The sequence below is a fragment of the Nocardia sp. NPDC003269 genome (genome assembly GCF_042888005.1).
Lineage (GTDB): Bacteria > Actinomycetota > Actinomycetes > Mycobacteriales > Mycobacteriaceae > Nocardia.
The window spans coordinates 1,081,837-1,096,431 of the sequence record NZ_JBIAPA010000003.1; the positions used below are offsets into that span (position 1 = coordinate 1,081,837).

The 14,595-nt window shown below is 71.2% G+C and carries 15 protein-coding genes; 12 read left to right on the forward strand and 3 right to left on the reverse strand.

Annotated features, from left to right (window positions below):
* Positions 1-52: 52 nt before the first annotated feature.
* A complete protein-coding gene (locus ACFYWJ_RS24995) occupies positions 53-1,060 on the forward strand; it encodes a putative sulfate exporter family transporter (protein ID WP_355282093.1) in 1,008 nt (335 codons plus the stop codon).
* A gap of 46 nt (positions 1,061-1,106) precedes the next feature.
* Here the strand turns inward: ACFYWJ_RS24995 and ACFYWJ_RS25000 are convergent, their stop codons facing one another.
* Entirely contained in the window at positions 1,107-2,759 is a 1,653-nt protein-coding gene (locus ACFYWJ_RS25000) for a 2-isopropylmalate synthase (RefSeq protein WP_355282125.1), read from the reverse strand.
* Between the two features lie 261 nt (positions 2,760-3,020).
* Between ACFYWJ_RS25000 and ACFYWJ_RS25005 the strand changes: the two genes are divergently transcribed.
* Genes ACFYWJ_RS25005 through ACFYWJ_RS25015 form a run of 3 tightly spaced genes read left to right on the forward strand, consistent with a single transcriptional unit; the run spans position 3,021 to position 4,795 of the window.
* Complete coding sequence (locus ACFYWJ_RS25005; protein ID WP_355282090.1) at positions 3,021-3,692, forward strand: FCD domain-containing protein; 672 nt, start codon at positions 3,021-3,023, stop codon at positions 3,690-3,692.
* The gene (locus ACFYWJ_RS25010; protein WP_355282087.1) at positions 3,689-4,474 is read left to right on the forward strand and encodes an ATP-binding cassette domain-containing protein; all 786 of its coding nucleotides are present in this window, start codon (positions 3,689-3,691) and stop codon (positions 4,472-4,474) included. The genes ACFYWJ_RS25005 and ACFYWJ_RS25010 overlap by 4 nt, the downstream gene beginning before the upstream one ends.
* Before the next feature lie 60 nt (positions 4,475-4,534).
* Positions 4,535-4,795, forward strand: a complete 261-nt coding sequence (locus ACFYWJ_RS25015) for a hypothetical protein (RefSeq protein WP_355282084.1) — start codon at positions 4,535-4,537, stop codon at positions 4,793-4,795.
* Here ACFYWJ_RS25015 and ACFYWJ_RS25020 read toward each other — a convergent pair.
* Positions 4,792-5,265, reverse strand: coding sequence for a hypothetical protein (locus ACFYWJ_RS25020; RefSeq protein ID WP_355282081.1), 474 nt, complete (start codon positions 5,263-5,265; stop codon positions 4,792-4,794). The genes ACFYWJ_RS25015 and ACFYWJ_RS25020 overlap by 4 nt on opposite strands.
* A gap of 111 nt (positions 5,266-5,376) precedes the next feature.
* On the opposite strand from ACFYWJ_RS25020, the gene ACFYWJ_RS25025 reads away from it, so the two are divergent.
* On the forward strand, positions 5,377-5,901 hold the full coding sequence (locus ACFYWJ_RS25025; protein WP_355282078.1) for a DinB family protein: 525 nt from the start codon (positions 5,377-5,379) through the stop codon (positions 5,899-5,901).
* A gap of 6 nt (positions 5,902-5,907) precedes the next feature.
* On the opposite strand, the gene ACFYWJ_RS25030 is transcribed toward ACFYWJ_RS25025, so the two are convergent.
* Complete coding sequence (locus ACFYWJ_RS25030; RefSeq protein WP_355282076.1) at positions 5,908-6,564, reverse strand: HAD family phosphatase; 657 nt, start codon at positions 6,562-6,564, stop codon at positions 5,908-5,910.
* A 192-nt stretch (positions 6,565-6,756) separates the two neighbouring features.
* On the opposite strand from ACFYWJ_RS25030, the gene ACFYWJ_RS25035 reads away from it, so the two are divergent.
* From ACFYWJ_RS25035 to ACFYWJ_RS25065, 7 genes are all read left to right on the forward strand, one after another.
* Entirely contained in the window at positions 6,757-7,431 is a 675-nt protein-coding gene (locus tag ACFYWJ_RS25035; protein ID WP_355282074.1) for a PaaI family thioesterase, read from the forward strand.
* Positions 7,432-7,629: 198 nt separating this feature from the next.
* Positions 7,630-8,406 (forward strand): GntR family transcriptional regulator, encoded by a 777-nt coding sequence (locus ACFYWJ_RS25040; RefSeq protein ID WP_355282072.1) that lies wholly within the window; start codon positions 7,630-7,632, stop codon positions 8,404-8,406.
* Positions 8,407-8,634 carry a ferredoxin family protein gene (locus ACFYWJ_RS25045; protein WP_019046727.1) on the forward strand — a complete coding sequence of 76 codons (228 nt, stop codon included), beginning with the start codon at positions 8,407-8,409 and terminating at the stop codon, positions 8,632-8,634.
* Between the two features lie 17 nt (positions 8,635-8,651).
* Positions 8,652-10,082 carry an ABC transporter substrate-binding protein gene (locus tag ACFYWJ_RS25050; RefSeq protein ID WP_355282070.1) on the forward strand — a complete coding sequence of 477 codons (1,431 nt, stop codon included), beginning with the start codon at positions 8,652-8,654 and terminating at the stop codon, positions 10,080-10,082.
* The gene (locus ACFYWJ_RS25055) at positions 10,079-10,948 is read left to right on the forward strand and encodes an ABC transporter permease (RefSeq protein WP_355282068.1); all 870 of its coding nucleotides are present in this window, start codon (positions 10,079-10,081) and stop codon (positions 10,946-10,948) included. The genes ACFYWJ_RS25050 and ACFYWJ_RS25055 overlap by 4 nt, the downstream gene beginning before the upstream one ends.
* Positions 10,945-11,688: an ABC transporter ATP-binding protein gene (locus ACFYWJ_RS25060; RefSeq protein WP_355282066.1), complete on the forward strand. Its 744-nt coding sequence runs from the start codon at positions 10,945-10,947 to the stop codon at positions 11,686-11,688. Before ACFYWJ_RS25055 ends, ACFYWJ_RS25060 begins: the two co-directional genes overlap by 4 nt.
* Positions 11,685-14,417 carry a fumarate reductase/succinate dehydrogenase flavoprotein subunit gene (locus ACFYWJ_RS25065; RefSeq protein WP_355282064.1) on the forward strand — a complete coding sequence of 911 codons (2,733 nt, stop codon included), beginning with the start codon at positions 11,685-11,687 and terminating at the stop codon, positions 14,415-14,417. Before ACFYWJ_RS25060 ends, ACFYWJ_RS25065 begins: the two co-directional genes overlap by 4 nt.
* Positions 14,418-14,595 lie beyond the last annotated feature (178 nt).

Genomic DNA, 14,595 nt, shown 5'->3' on the forward strand with positions numbered 1-14,595 from the left:
CCCAGGAAACCGGCCTCTACCTGGAAGTCTGCGGCGCGGCGAAGGTGAAGGAGTGAACCGAGTACGCACCTTCGCTCCCGGCCTGGCCCTCGCCGCACTCCTGGCCACCGTGGCCATGCCGTTCGGCAAGGCCCTGCCGATGATCGGCGCGCCCGTGCTGGCGCTGGCCGCGGGCGCCGTCGCCGGAATGGTGCTGCGTCGCCGGGACGCGACGGGTGCGACGTTCGGCCCCGGCCTCGACGTCGCCCGGCAGCGGCTGCTCGGCGCGGCGATCGTGCTGCTCGGGCTCGGCCTGCCGTTGGGCTCGGTGATGAGCGTGGGCAAGGAGACCGCCGTCGTGCTGCTCGGCACGCTGCTCGTCGGCGCGGTGGCGGCGTTCTTCGTCGGCCGGATGCTGGCGGTCGACCGGGAGTCGGCGACGCTGGTGGCGGTGGGCACCACGATCTGCGGCGCGTCCGCGATCGCCGCCGCCACCGCGGTCCTGCGGCCGGACAAGCAGCGCGTCGCCTACGCGCTCGGCACCATCTTCGTCTTCAATGTCGCGGCGGTTCTGGTGTATCCGCCGCTCGGCCGTGCGCTCGGGCTCTCGCAGGAGGCGTTCGGGCTGTGGGTGGGCACCGCGATCAACGACACCTCCTCGGTGCTGGCCGCGGGTGTCATCTTCGGCGCCGGTGCCGCACATTTCGCGGTGATCGTGAAGCTGGTGCGCAGCCTGGCGATCGTCCCGCTGTGTATCGGTCTGCATGTCGGCCGCCGTCGTCTCGCCGCGGAGACCGGTGCCCCCGCGGGCTCGCTGCGTCAGGCGTTCCCGCTGTTCGTCGTGTTGTTCCTGGCCGCCTCGATCATCGCCGGGCTGGGCATTCTGCCCGGCGCGGTCACCGCCCCGCTGGCCACCACCAGCGGCTGGCTCATCGCCGCGGTCCTGGCCGCTATCGGCACCTCGTTGAGTGTCGAGCGACTGCGCAGCGCGGGGGTGCGGCCGCTGGTGCTCGGCGGCGCGCTCGGCCTGATCCTCGGCATCGCCAGCCTCGGCCTGATGTACCTCACCGGCTGGTGCTGACCGGTCTCTCGTGAGGCGGGTCGGGCCCGCCCCACGAGATCGTCGGCTAGGTGGTCGCGTTCACCGCGTTCAGCACCGCCGCCAGGGACGCCGTGAGCACCGAGGTGCCGCGCCCGAAGGCCCAGCCGGTGCGCCCGGCCGCCCGGTACTCCAGGTAGCTGACGGCGGCGCCGTCCTCCACGGAATGCCGGCTCAGGCCCAGGATCTCGATCGAATGGCCGACGGCGGCGAGTGCCGCGACGACCGCGTCGACCGGCCCGATGCCGTGCCGTACCGAGCGCACCTCGCGACCGTCTACGGCGAGCACGATCTCGGTGCTCGCGTCGGTGACCTGCCACCGCGCCAGCACGATCCGCGGATCGGCGACCGTGTAGGCCTGCTCGAACAACGTGAACAGGTCCTTCGCGGTGACCTCGGCGCCGGTCCCGTCGGTGTGCCGCTGCACCCGCCGAGCCAGGTCGATCTGCAGACGACGGGGCAGGTCCAAGCCGTACCCGGTCTGCAGCAGGTAGGCGATGCCGCCCTTGCCGGACTGGGAGTTCACCCGGATCACCGCGTCGTAGGAGCGACCGATATCGGCGGGGTCGATCGGCAGATACGGCACCTGCCACGGTGATTCGCGCTCGGCGAGCCCGGCCTGCGCCGCCGTCGCGCGATGGTGCGCCAGCCCCTTGCGGATCGCGTCCTGATGGGTGCCGGAGAAGGCGGTGTGCACGAGATCGCCGACATAGGGATGCCGTTCGGGCACGGGCAGCCGGGTGCAGTACTCGACCGTGCGACGGATCTCGTCGATGTCGGAAAAGTCGATCATCGGGTCGACGCCCTGGGCGTGCAGATTGAGCGCCAGGGTCGCGATGTCGACATTGCCGGTCCGCTCACCGTTGCCGAAGACGCAGCCCTCCACCCGCTGCGCGCCGGCCAGCACGGCCAGTTCGGCGCAGGCGATGCCGGTGCCCCGGTCGTTGTGCGGGTGCACCGACAGGATCACCCCGGCGCGCCGGGCCAGGTTCCGGTGCATGTACTCGATCTGGTCGGCGTAGACATTCGGCGTCGCGACCTCCACCGTCGCGGGCAGATTCAGCGTCACCGGCCGCTGCGGGCAGGCCTGCCACAGCTCGCTCACCGCGTCGCAGATCTCCAGCGCGAAATCCGGTTCGGTCAGGTTGAAGACCTCCGGTGAGAACTGGAAGCGCACATTCGGCAGATCACCCGCCGTGTCGAGCACATCGCGGGCCCCGGCCAGGATCAGCTCCCGCAACTGCTCGCGAGACTTGCCGAGCACCACCTCCCGCCAGACCGGCGCGGTGGCCGTGTACAGGTGGATCACCACCTCGTTGGTGAGGCCGCGCACCGACTCGACGGTCCGCTCGATCAGATCGCGGCGGGCCGGGGTGAACACGACGACCGTCACATCCGGTGGCGCGATCGGGGTGCGCGCCAGCAGGCGGACGAAATCGAAGTCGGTCTGCGAGGCGGACGGATAGCCGACCTCGATCTCCTTGTACCCCATGGCGATCAGCAGTTCGAAGAACCGGCGTTTGCGGCCGGGGTCCATCGGTTCGGCCAGCGCCTGATTGCCGTCGCGCAGGTCGACGGGCACCCACAGCGGGGCCGTGGTGATCCGGGCATTCGGCCACTCCCGGTGTCCGGCGGGTACTTCCACGCGCCGATGGACATCGCGATAGCGGTGCGAGGGCATGGCCGAGTGCCGCTGCCGATTCCAGGCGGGCGCGCCGGCGCCGACCGCGCCGCTCGGGGTGGTCAGGGTGGGAAAAGGGGTCATGACGGTGCTGCTTCCTGGCCGAACGGCCACGAGACGACGGCGACCGGCCACGACAGAGCCCCACGGCGGGGCGGCCGGTCGGTCAGGCCCCGCCGTGGCGGCGGAGGAGCAGCGCGGTGTGCGTCATGATGGGTACACTTCTACCACAACTCCTCAGACAAGTAGAGAGGTTCTCCGGTGGTTGCACAGGTCAGGCGTCAGCCGCTGGCCGCTCAGGCGGCCGAACTCCTGCTGGCGCGGATCCGCGCCGGCGAATGGCCGCTGGGCCACCGATTACCGGGCGAGACGCTGCTCGCCGCCCAGCTCGGTGTGGGCCGGTCGACGCTGCGGGAGGCGATCCGGGAGCTGGCGGGCAAGGGCGTGCTCGACAGCAGGCAGGGCGCGGGGGTGTTCGTCACCGCGCTCGATGTCAGCGAGGACTGGGACGTCGTGCTGCGCGGGGCGACCATCGCGGCGGTGATCGAGGCCCGCATCGCGATCGAGGCCGAGGCGGCGGCCCTGGCGGCGCAGCGCCGCACACCGGCCGACCTGCGCGCCATCCGCCGCGCGCTGGCCGGGCGCCGCGCCGACGGCCAGACCGTGGCCGAGCACGTCGACGCGGACATGGCCTTCCATCGCGCGGTGATCGTCGCCGCCCACAACGACGTGCTGACCCAGCTGTTCGACAGCTTCCTGCCGCGCCTGCGCCTGGCCATGATCGACATGCTGGAACTGCGCCCGGTCGCCTCCGAGCAGGCCGACCACGCCGCGCACGAACAGCTCACCCAGGCCGTCGCCGACCGGAACCCCACGGCGGCAGCCACTTTCAGCCGCACCCACCTGACCGCCCTGAAGGAGGCCTTCGCATGACCGGCGCGCCCGTGATCGAACTCGACGAGGTGACCTTCCGGCGGGAGGGCAAGAAGATCATCAACGGCATCTCGCTGACCGTGCGGGCCGGGGAGCACTGGGCGCTGCTCGGCCCCAACGGCGCGGGCAAGAGCACCCTGCTGGGCTTCTGCGGCGCGGTCACCTTCCCCACCACCGGCGCGGTGCGGGTGCTCGGCGAGCAGTTCGGCCGGGTGGAGCTGGCCCGGCTGCGCCGCTCCATCGGCCACGTCAATCCGCGCCATCCGCTGCGCTACGCGCTCACCGTTCGCGAGGTCGTGCTGACCGGCATCACAGGCACGATCGACACACCGATGCGCTGGTCCCCCACCGCCGACGACCTGGCCCGCGCCGACGCGATCATCGACACCCTCGGCCTGACCGGCAAGGCCGCCGACATCTGGCCGACCCTGTCGCAGGGCGAGCGCGGCCGGACCCTGATCGCCCGCGCCCTGATCAGCGGCCCCCGCGTGCTGCTGCTCGACGAGCCGTCCACCGGCCTGGATCTGGCCGCGCGCGAACAACTCCTCACCACCATCGACTCCCTCGACCGGACCCACCCCGAGGTCGCCTCGGTGCTGGTCACCCACCATCTCGAGGAGCTGCCGAGCAGCACCACCCACGCCCTGCTCATCGCCGACGGCCGCACCGTCGCCACCGGCCCGGCCGCCGAGGTCATCACCACCGACCATGTCTCCACCGCCTTCGCCCACCCCATCGAGGTGCGCTACGACGACGGCCGCTGGAGCGCCCGCGCCCGCTGACGCCCCGCCCGGCGGTTACGATCGCGGGACATCGCATGTCGGACTCGACAGGAGGATGTCATGAGGATCGGGTACCGGATCGTCGCCGCCGCGGGCGCCACCGTGGCACTGCTCGCCGCGGGCACGGGCATCGCCGCCGCCGAGGACACCACGCCACCGAAAGACCCCCTGGTCGGGTTCATCGAGTCGTGGCCGCCTGCCCCGCCGGGGTGTGACCGGGTCTGGGACCCGATCGAGGACGCCGTCGAGGATTCCGTCCCGACCTTCGCCGAGCCCGCGTTCGACGCCTTCGACGACTGGTGCGAGGGCGACGCGGACTAGTCCGGGTCGGGGTCGGCCGCGAGGAGTTCGTCGGCCCTGGCCAGCGCGCGGTCGAGGTCGTCGGTGACCGCGTCCAGCACCGAGATGCCGTCGAGCATCTCGGACAGTTCGGCGCGCAGGGCGTCGAGTTCGGCGATCGCGGGATCGACGGTGGTCCAGGCGACGGTGTCGCGCCACCAGCGGTCCTGCTGGACCCAGGACCAGACGACATCGCGCACGAGCAGGGCGTCGGTGGTGAACAGCTGGCGGCGGTCGCCACCGTCGGTGTGCTCGAGCTCGTAGGTGCCGTCGTCGAGGAACCGCGCTTGGATCCGCTCGGTGGCGGTGCGGGTCAGCAGCAGGAACGGGTGGTCGGGGGCGGGGTCGGTGGCCGCGGTGCCGGGATCGGCCGGGTCGACGGCCCGTGGCGCGCCGGAACCGTCGCCGAGGTGGACCACGACCGCCGGCGATTCGTCACGCTGCGCACCCATCCGGTCAGTGTGCCGGATCGAGGGCGGACGGGACCAGGGGTCCCGGTGAATCGGTGCCGGGCGACGGTAATCGGACTGCGCCGCGCGGCGGCGGGCGGTACCGTCGGCCCGATGACGTGGACAGCGCCCGAAGTCATCCCGACCCGCACGCTGGTCGGGGTGGCGGAACGCCCGATGTTGCAGTCCTGGTTGGACTTCCATCGCCAGAGCCTGCTGAACAAATGCGGCGGCCTCGACCGCGATCAACTCGCCACCCGGTCGGTCCCCCCGTCCACACTCTCGCTACTCGGGCTGATCCGCCACCTCACCGAGGTCGAGCGCGGCTGGTTCCGGGTCTCGGCCGCCGGGGAGCCCGTCGACCCGGTCTACGGGTCCGAGACGGAGCCGGACGCCGATTTCGACGACCTCACCTCGGTGCCCGCCGAGGAGGCGTTCGCGCTCTTCCACGCCGAGGTCGCCGCCTGCGACGCGGCGGTGGCCGACCTGCCGCTCGACCACGTCTTCCACGTCCCGTGGCGGTCCGACGGCTACAGCCTGCGCTGGGTGTACCTGCACATGATCGAGGAGTACGCCCGGCACAACGGCCACGCCGACCTGCTGCGGGAGCGGATCGACGGCGTCACCGGCAGTTTCTGACCCGGCTCAGGCGGTCCCGGTGATCACCTCGGTGGTGAGCTGATCGAGATCGTCGATCACCACGGCGGCCAGCGCCAGCGCGTCGGGCACCGGCGGGAACTCCGGACGGGGATCGGCGATCACCCGCATGCCCGCCGCGTGCGCGGAGCGCAGGCCGTTGGTCGAATCCTCCACGGCCGTACAGCTGTCCGGCTCGACGCCGAGGCGCTGGGCGATGGTGAGGTAGACGTCGGGCGCGGGCTTGCCGCGCCCGACCTCCTCGGTCGACAGGATCGCGGAGAAGTACTCGAGCAGCCCGGACTTCGCGAGCACCAGGTCGATCAGGGAGCGCGGCGACGAACTGGCCAGCCCGAGTTTCCACTGGCTCGCGCACCGCTGCACCGCCTCGACGGCGCCCGGCAGCAACGGCACGTGGTGGGCGTATTTGTCGGCCATCAGATCGATGACCTTGGTCGAGAGGTCGTCGAGCGGCATGGCGACGCCGAGGTCGTCGCTCATGTACGCGGCCCATTCCTGGGTGCTCATGCCCATCATCTTGCGCTGCGAATCCGGTTGCCACCGGCCACCTTTGAGGTCGACGTAGTCGTGCCGGACCTGTTCCCAGAGGGGCTCGGAATCGATCAGCACGCCGTCCATGTCGAACACAACCGCCGCGATACCCATGCGCTCAGCCTTTCGCCGTTCATCCGCCGGGCACCCCGCGGGCGCGCCGACTCTCGGTACGTACAGACCTGCTCGGTGATCGCCGACCAGCCTAATAGAGGAGCGCCTGCGGCGGTGAGCCGTGTCACGAGCGCGTACACAAGTGGGACACCGAACGCGAACATCCAGCTCCGCAGCGATAACGTGTTGCATATGGACGATACACAGGTCGGCAACTCGCTGCCGGACGCAGAGCACCACGAGGGCGGTTTCCGGCCGGTCGCCGAGCTGATCCAGCAGCGCAGGCAGGCGATGCAGGACCAGACCATCGGCGGCCCGCACTACGGCGAACTGATCGAACAGGTGCGCGAGCTGATGGACCGGGCGCGCCTGCTCAACCCGTCCGACGAGCTGGCCAAGGAGACCATCGCGACGCTCGAGCAGCTCAACGCGCGCCTGGACGCCGCGGTCGTGGACGAGTGGTCGGCGCCGAGCTGGACCCGCACCGACCTGCCCTCGCGCGGCAACATCACGCTGCCGCCGTACACGGTGTCCAGCGCCGACGTCGACGGTGTCACCGCCGAGCTGACCTTCCGCACCTTCCACCTGGGCGGCAACAACGCCGCGCACGGCGGCCAGATCGGCGTCGCGTTCGACGACATCCTCGGCATGACCGCCGCGGTGCACACCAAGGCCGTCACCCGGACCGCCTCGCTGACGATCGACTACCGCTCGATCACCCCGCTCAACAAGAAGCTCACGGTGCGCGCGTGGGTGGAGCGGACCGACGGCCGCAAGGTGTACCTGCGAGCCACGATGCACGACGGCGAGCGCCTGTGCGCCGAGGCGAACGGGCTGTTCATCCTCCTCAAGCCCGGTCAGCCCTGATCCGTCCCGGCCGCCGGGCGACATTGCGATCGACGTGATCCGAATGTCGCCCGCACCGGCCGGGGTGGCGCAATACCGCCGCCCGCGCCGATCGCCGCAGGTCCCGGCGACGGTCACCCGGCGCAGAAACATCCCCTGAATCCGGGCCCGATTCGCGTCGGGCTCGGGGCCGCATAACGGCCGCTATCGTCGCTGTTCATGCAGGTCAGCGAGAAAACGGCAGCCGCCGATCCCACTCCGATCCGAGGCCAGCGCGCCGATCGGGCGCGCCGGGTGGCCGATATCCTGCGCCACCAGATCCTGGCCGGCGCGGTCCAGGGCGGGTTGCCCGGCGAGCAGGAGCTCGCCGCCGAGCACGACACCTCCCGCAACACCGTCCGCGAGGCACTGGCGCTGCTGCGCGACGAGGGCCTCATCGATCGCGCGCCCAAGGTCGGCACCCGCGTCGCCGCCCGCAAGTACGACCACGGCCTCGACGCCCTGCTCGGCCTGCAGGAGACGCTCAAGGAACACGGCACCGTCCGCAACGAGGTGCGCGCTTCCACCCACATCACCGCGCCCCCGGCCGTCGCGCGCAGGCTCGGCCTGGCCCCTGGCGACCGCGTCGTCTACATCGAGCGGCTGCGTTTCCTCGCCGACCTGCCGCTGAGCCTGGATCTCACCTACCTCGCGCCCGATGTCGGCGACGCGGTACTGGCCAACGACCTCGAGACGACCGATGTGTTCGTCCTGCTCGAGCAGGTCACCGGCCAGTCGCTCGGCGCGGCCGACCTCGCCCTCGAAGCGGTGGCCGCCGACCCGCACACCGCGACCACCCTCGACACCCCCGCCGGCGCCCCGCTGCTGATGCTGGAGCGCCTCACCCACCTCGACGACGGCAGGCCCGTCGATCTCGAATACATCCGCATGCGCGGTGACCGCATCACTATGCGCGGCAGCCTCACCCGCAGCGCACCCGAATGGAAGGTCCTCTAGATGGCGCTCGTCCCCCAGCGTGCCGACGTCCCCGTGACGATCGACGAATCGCTGTGCATCACCGGCTGCACCCTGTGCGTCGACATGTGTCCGCTCGATTCCCTTGCCATCCACGAGGATTCGGGCAAGGCCTACATGCACGTCGACGAGTGCTGGTACTGCGGGCCGTGCGCCGCCCGCTGCCCCACCGGCGCCGTCACCGTCAACATGCCCTATCTGCTCCGCTGAACCCGGGAAATCCACGCATGAAGCTCACTCGTCTCGTCCCCGCCGTGCTCGCCCTCGCGCTCACCGCGGCGGGCTGCTCGCTCGACAGCACCGATGCCGCGCCGGCGGGCACCGTCAAGGTCGTCATCGGCTACCAGTCCAAGACCATCAACACCGTCACCGCGGGCACCCTGCTCAAGGCGCAGGGCTACCTGGAGCAGCGGCTGCAGCGGATCACCGACGCCGGCGGCGCGAAGTACCAGGTGGAGTGGCAGGACTACGACACCGGCGCGCCGATCACCGCGCAGATGGTGGCCGAGAAGATCGATATCGGCTCGATGGGCGACTACCCGTTGCTCATCAACGGTTCCCGTACCCAGGCCAACGAGCGCGCCCGCACCGAGCTGGTGTCGATCACCGGCTACAACCCCAAGGGCGCGCTGAACATGGTGGTGGTGCCGAATGATTCGCCCGCGCGCTCGCTCACCGATCTGGCGGGCCAGAAGATCTCGGCCAGTGTCGGTTCGGCGGGCCACGGCACGCTCGTGCAGGCGCTGAGCCGGGCGGGCATCGACCCGGCCAAGGGCGTGGAGGTGCTCAACCAGCAGCCGCAGGTCGGCGCGACCGCACTGGAATCGCATCAGGTGAGCGCACTCTCGCAGTTCGTGGCCTGGCCGGGTCTGCTGGTGCAGCAGAACAAGGCCAAGCTGCTCTACGACGGCGCCGAGCTGAACGTGCCGACCTTCCACGGCGTGGTCGCCCGCCGCGCCTACGCCGCCGACCATCCCGAAGTGCTGCAGGCGTTCCTGGCCGCGCAGCTGGACGCGACCGCGTTCCTCAACGAGAAGCCGTTCGAGGCGGCCGATCTCGTCGCCAAGGGCTCCGGCCTGCCGCAGGAGGTCGTCTACCTCTACAACGGTCCCGGCGGCACCAGCTTCGACACCACCCTCAAGGCGAACCTGATCGCCGCGTTCAAAGACGATGTGACCTACCTGAAGTCGATCGGCGACTTCGCCGACCTCGACATCGACGCGTTCGTCCAGGACGGCCCGCTGAGCCAGGCCTTCGCCGAGACCGGGCGCGGCGACTACGACACCGCGCTGGCATCGCGGGTGAACCCCAGCAAGGTCACCGGAACCGATCCGATCTGCGCGGTGCCCGTGACCGATCCGGCGCTGGCGGGCGAGATCTGGGTCGACGGCGCCGACAAGCCGCAGCCCGCCGCGAACCCGGCCTGCCTGCTGCGGGCGGTGCAGGCCGCCAAGGCACAGGGCAAGACGATCCGCGCGGTCTACCTCCCCGACGCCGAGCTGGGCACCCGCTGGTTCGCCGACAAGGCGATCTGGCTGCGCGACGCCGACCGCTACCTGCCGTTCACCACGCAGGCCGCCGCCGACCGCTACCGCGCCGCCCATCCCGCCGCCACGCCGATCGCCTACGACCAGGCCGTGACGGAAGTCCGCGGATGAGCACGATTTCCGGTCCGCGCACCGCGGCCGCCGTGGACGACAACGGCGCGGCGGCCCGGCACCCCGACGACGTCGACAGCGACACCGGCCGGTCGGTGTGGATCTCGCGGTCGATCCGGGTCGCCTCGGTGCTGGCGGCGGTCGGGCTGTGGCAGCTGCTCACCGCGGGCGATGTGCGCGCGGGCCTGCGCTTCGACACGCTGCCGACGGTGACCGAGATCGTCGCCGAGTTCGGCGAGCATCTGGGCACCGGGCAGTACTACCTCGATGTGGCGCAGTCGCTGATCCGGATCGTGACCGGGTTCGGGCTGGCCGCGATCGTCGGTGTGCTGGCGGGCATCGGCCTCGGCCGGTCCCGGCTGCTGGCCGACGTGTTCGGTCCGCTGGCCGAGCTGGTCCGCCCGATCCCGGCGATCGCGCTGGTACCGGTGGCGATCCTGCTGTTCCCCAGCGACGAGTCCGGCATCGTGTTCATCACCTTCACCGCGTCGCTGTTCCCGGTGCTGGTGAGCACCCGGCACGCCACCAGGGCGCTGCCGACCATCTGGGAGGACGCGATCCGCACGCTCGGCGCGTCCCGGCGCGAGGTGCTGACCAGGGTGGTCGTTCCCGGCATCCTGCCCGGGGTGTTCAGCGGGCTCTCGGTGGGCATGGGCGTGGCCTGGATCTGCCTCATCTCCGCCGAGATGATCTCCGGGCGGCTCGGCATCGGCTACCGCACCTGGCAGTCCTACACCATCGTCGACTACCCCGCCGTGTTCGTCGGCATGATCACCATCGGCGTGCTCGGCTTCCTCACCTCCGGAATCGTCGAACTGGCAGGCCGCCGGGTCACCCGCTGGCTGCCGAGAGAGGTCGCGTCATGACCACGACCACCGCCGCGCCCGCCGTCTCGGTCGGCATGCGGCTGCGCCTGGAATCGGTACGGATCAGCTACGGCGCCAAGACCGTCGTGCGCGGCATCGACCTCGACATCGCGCCCGGCGAGATCCTGGTCCTGGTGGGCAAATCCGGCTGCGGCAAGTCGACGCTGCTGCGCGCGATCGCCGGGCTGCGCCGTCCGAGCGGCGGGGTCATCCGGGCCGACGAGGACACCGTGACCGGCCCGTCGGCCGATCGCGCGCTGGTGTTCCAGGACGACGCGCTGCTGCCGTGGCGCACCGCGCGCGCCAATGTCGAGCTGGCCCTGCGGCTTCGCGGCGTACCGCGCGGTGAGCGGGCGCGGAGCTCGCAGCGCTGGCTCGACGAGGTCGGGCTGACCGGCTACGCCGACTATCTGCCGCGCGATCTGTCCGGCGGCATGCGCCAGCGGGTGCAGCTGGCCCGCAGCCTGGCCGGGTCGCCGCGCGCGGTCCTGATGGACGAGCCGTTCGGCGCGCTCGACAGCCAGACCCGCGCGGAGATGCAGCGCCTGCTCGTCGACACCTGGCGCGCGCATCCCACCACCATCGTTTTCGTCACCCACGACCTCGACGAAGCGCTGCTGCTCGGCGATCGGATCGCCGTCCTCGGCGACGGTGCGCTGCGCGCGCTCGTCGAGGTTCCCGACCCGCGTGAGCCGGTGGACCGGCAGGCGCTACGGGACCGAATCCTGGAGTCACTGTGAACATTCCCGACCTGTCCGACCGCGTCCGGCTCGACTGCGACGTCCTGGTCATCGGCGGCGGCACCGCGGGCACCATGGCCGCCCTCACCGCCGCGGAGTCCGGGGCGAGCGTGCTGCTGCTGGAGAAGGCGCACGTGCGGCACTCCGGCGCGCTCGCCATGGGCATGGACGGCGTGAACAACGCCGTCATCCCCGGCAAGGCCGAGCCGGAGGACTACGTCGCCGAGATCACCCGCGCCAATGACGGCATCGTCGACCAGCGCACCGTGTATCAGACCGCGACCCGGGGTTTCGCGATGGTGCAGCGGCTCGAACGCTACGGCGTGAAGTTCGAGAAGGACGAGTACGGCGAGTACGCGGTGCGCCGGGTGCACCGGTCGGGGTCCTACGTGCTGCCGATGCCCGAGGGCAAGGACGTGAAGAAGGCGCTGTATCGCGTCCTGCGCCAGCGCACGATGCGCGAGAAGATCCGCATCGAGAACCGGCTGATGCCGGTGCGGGTGCTCACCGAGAACGGGCGGGCGGTGGGCGCGGCCGCGTTGAACACGCGCACCGGTGAGTTCGTCGCGGTCGGCGCGAAGGCGGTGATCCTGGCGACCGGTCCGTGCGGCCGTCTCGGGCTGCCCGCCTCGGGCTACCTCTACGGCACCTACGAGAACCCCACCAACGCAGGCGACGGCTACGCGATGGCCTACCACGCGGGCGCCGAACTGTCGGGCATCGAGTGCTTCCAGATCAATCCGCTGATCAAGGACTACAACGGACCCGCGTGCGCCTACGTCGCGAACCCGTTCGGCGGCTACCAGGTCAATGCCGAGGGTGAGCGGTTCGTCGACTCCGACTACTGGTCGGGGCAGATGATGGCCGAGGTGAAGCAGGAGATCGAGTCCGCGCGCGGGCCCATCTACCTGAAGGTCTCGCACCTGCCGGACGAGACGCTGTCCACGCTCGAGTCGATCCTGCACACCACCGAACGGCCCACCCGCGGCACCTTCCACGCCAATCGCGGCCACGACTACCGCACCCACGACATCGAGATGCACATCTCCGAGATCGGTTTGTGCGGTGGGCATTCCGCGTCCGGTGTCTGGGTGGACGAGAACGCGCGCACCACGGTCCCCGGCCTGTACGCGGCGGGCGATCTGGCCTGCGTGCCGCACAACTACATGATCGGCGCGTTCGTCTACGGCGATCTGGCCGGCGCGCACGCGGCCTCGACACTGACCGAGGTCACGGCCCCCGCCGAGCTGCCCGAGGATCAGCTGGCCGACGCGCACGAGCTCATCTACCGGCCGCTGCGCCAGCCGGAGGGCCCGCCGCAGCCGCAGGTCGAGTACAAGCTGCGGCGTTTCGTGAACGACTATGTGGCGCCGCCGAAGACCGCGGCCAAGCTGTCGATCGCGGTGGAGACCTTCGAGCGGATGCGCGGGGAGGTGGAGGGCATCGGCGCGCGCACCCCGCACGAGCTGATGCGGGCGGCGGAGGTCTCGTTCATCCGCGACTGCGCGGAGATGGCGGCGCGGAGTTCGCTGACCCGCACCGAATCCCGGTGGGGGCTCTATCACGACCGGGCCGATCTGCCCGAGCGCGACGACGCGTCGTGGAACTTCCACCTGAATCTGCGCAAGACCGCCGACGGGGAGATGGAGTTCGTGAAGCGCTCGGTGGCACCGTATCTGGTGCCGGTGCCCGGGCTCGACGACGTGCCATCGGCCGAGCCGATCGTCGAGGTGATCGCCCAGCCGGCGCTCGTCGGGACGCGGGCGCCGCAGGAGGCCCCGGTGCGCGAACGGCCGGTCGCGACATCGCCGTCCTCCCCCCGCCTGGTGACCCTGCTCGCGCTGGATTCCCCTGGTGTCGAGGAGGTGTCGAGCTACCTGGCCGATCCCGATCCCGTCGTCCGGGTGGCGGCGCTGTCGGTGCTCACCGAGAACACGCCCGACGGATTCGCCGCCGAACTGGTGCGCGCGCTCGGCGACGAGGCGGCCTCGGTGCGCCGGGCCGCGACCGAGAGCCTGCGAGAACTGGTGGAGGTGCTGCCGGGCGCGGGCGCGCTGGCCGAGCACCTGGACTCCCCTGACCCGCTGGTCAGGGCGACCGTGATCGACCTGCTGCGGGCGCTGCGCGCCGGATCGGCGGCGGACTACCGTGCGGCGCTGGGCGATACCGATCATCGGGTGCGGATCGAGGCGGTGCGGGCACTGGTCTCGCTCGACGACGCCACGGCGGTGGCCTCCATCGCCGGTGACACGAACCGTGAGGTGCGCATCGCCGTCGCCCAGGGGCTCGCGTCGATCGGAGCGGGCGGGGTCGAGGTCATCCGGGTACTCGGCGCCGATCCCGATCCGCTGGTGCGGGCCGCCGCGCTGACGGCCTACGCCGCGCTGGGTCCCGGCGCCGACGACGTCACGGGACTGGCTGCCGCACTGCGGCATTCGGCCTGGCAGGTCCGGGTAGGTGCGGCCCGCGGCCTCGCCGGTGCCGCCCCCGAAGTGGCCGTGGCGCCACTGGCCGACGCCCTCACCGACCGGCATCTCGACGTCCGCAAGGCCGCGGTCCTCGCCCTGGCGACCTGGCCGACCGACACCGCCGCCGTGGACGCGCTCGAGACCGCGATCGCCGACCCGGACGCCGATGTCCGCGCCTACGCCCGGCGTGCCGTCGTCGCGGCGGGCCGCACCCCGGGCGACCCGGCCCGGGCCGCCGAGCTGTCCGAAGCGCGCGCGTGACCGGCGCCGCATCGGGAACGTGCCGTAGCGCCGCAGCGACACAGTCCGGGCGACGGCGCACAACCCAGTTCGGGCGCCGGGTCGGCGATGTCGGCCCCTCCGCATCGGGCAGCTTCGGCCCGTCCGCACCGGCCAGCTTCGGTTCACCCGCACGGGGTAGTGTCGACACCACCGCGAA

Bases quoted from the DNA above. Each gene is read 5' to 3' on its own strand.
- ACFYWJ_RS25025 (WP_355282078.1), top strand. From the start codon at position 5,377: ATGACGTGGACAGCGCCCGAAGTCATCCCGACCCGCACGCTGGTCGGG.
- ACFYWJ_RS25035 (WP_355282074.1), top strand. From the start codon at position 6,757: ATGGACGATACACAGGTCGGCAACTCGCTGCCGGACGCAGAGCACCAC.
- ACFYWJ_RS25020 (WP_355282081.1), bottom strand. From the start codon at position 5,265: ATGGGTGCGCAGCGTGACGAATCGCCGGCGGTCGTGGTCCACCTCGGC.
- ACFYWJ_RS25030 (WP_355282076.1), bottom strand. From the start codon at position 6,564: ATGGGTATCGCGGCGGTTGTGTTCGACATGGACGGCGTGCTGATCGAT.
- ACFYWJ_RS25040 (WP_355282072.1), top strand. From the start codon at position 7,630: ATGCAGGTCAGCGAGAAAACGGCAGCCGCCGATCCCACTCCGATCCGA.
- ACFYWJ_RS25010 (WP_355282087.1), top strand. From the start codon at position 3,689: ATGACCGGCGCGCCCGTGATCGAACTCGACGAGGTGACCTTCCGGCGG.
- ACFYWJ_RS25015 (WP_355282084.1), top strand. From the start codon at position 4,535: ATGAGGATCGGGTACCGGATCGTCGCCGCCGCGGGCGCCACCGTGGCA.
- ACFYWJ_RS25000 (WP_355282125.1), bottom strand. From the start codon at position 2,759: ATGCCCTCGCACCGCTATCGCGATGTCCATCGGCGCGTGGAAGTACCC.
- ACFYWJ_RS25050 (WP_355282070.1), top strand. From the start codon at position 8,652: ATGAAGCTCACTCGTCTCGTCCCCGCCGTGCTCGCCCTCGCGCTCACC.
- ACFYWJ_RS25060 (WP_355282066.1), top strand. From the start codon at position 10,945: ATGACCACGACCACCGCCGCGCCCGCCGTCTCGGTCGGCATGCGGCTG.
- ACFYWJ_RS25055 (WP_355282068.1), top strand. From the start codon at position 10,079: ATGAGCACGATTTCCGGTCCGCGCACCGCGGCCGCCGTGGACGACAAC.
- ACFYWJ_RS25045 (WP_019046727.1), top strand. From the start codon at position 8,407: ATGGCGCTCGTCCCCCAGCGTGCCGACGTCCCCGTGACGATCGACGAA.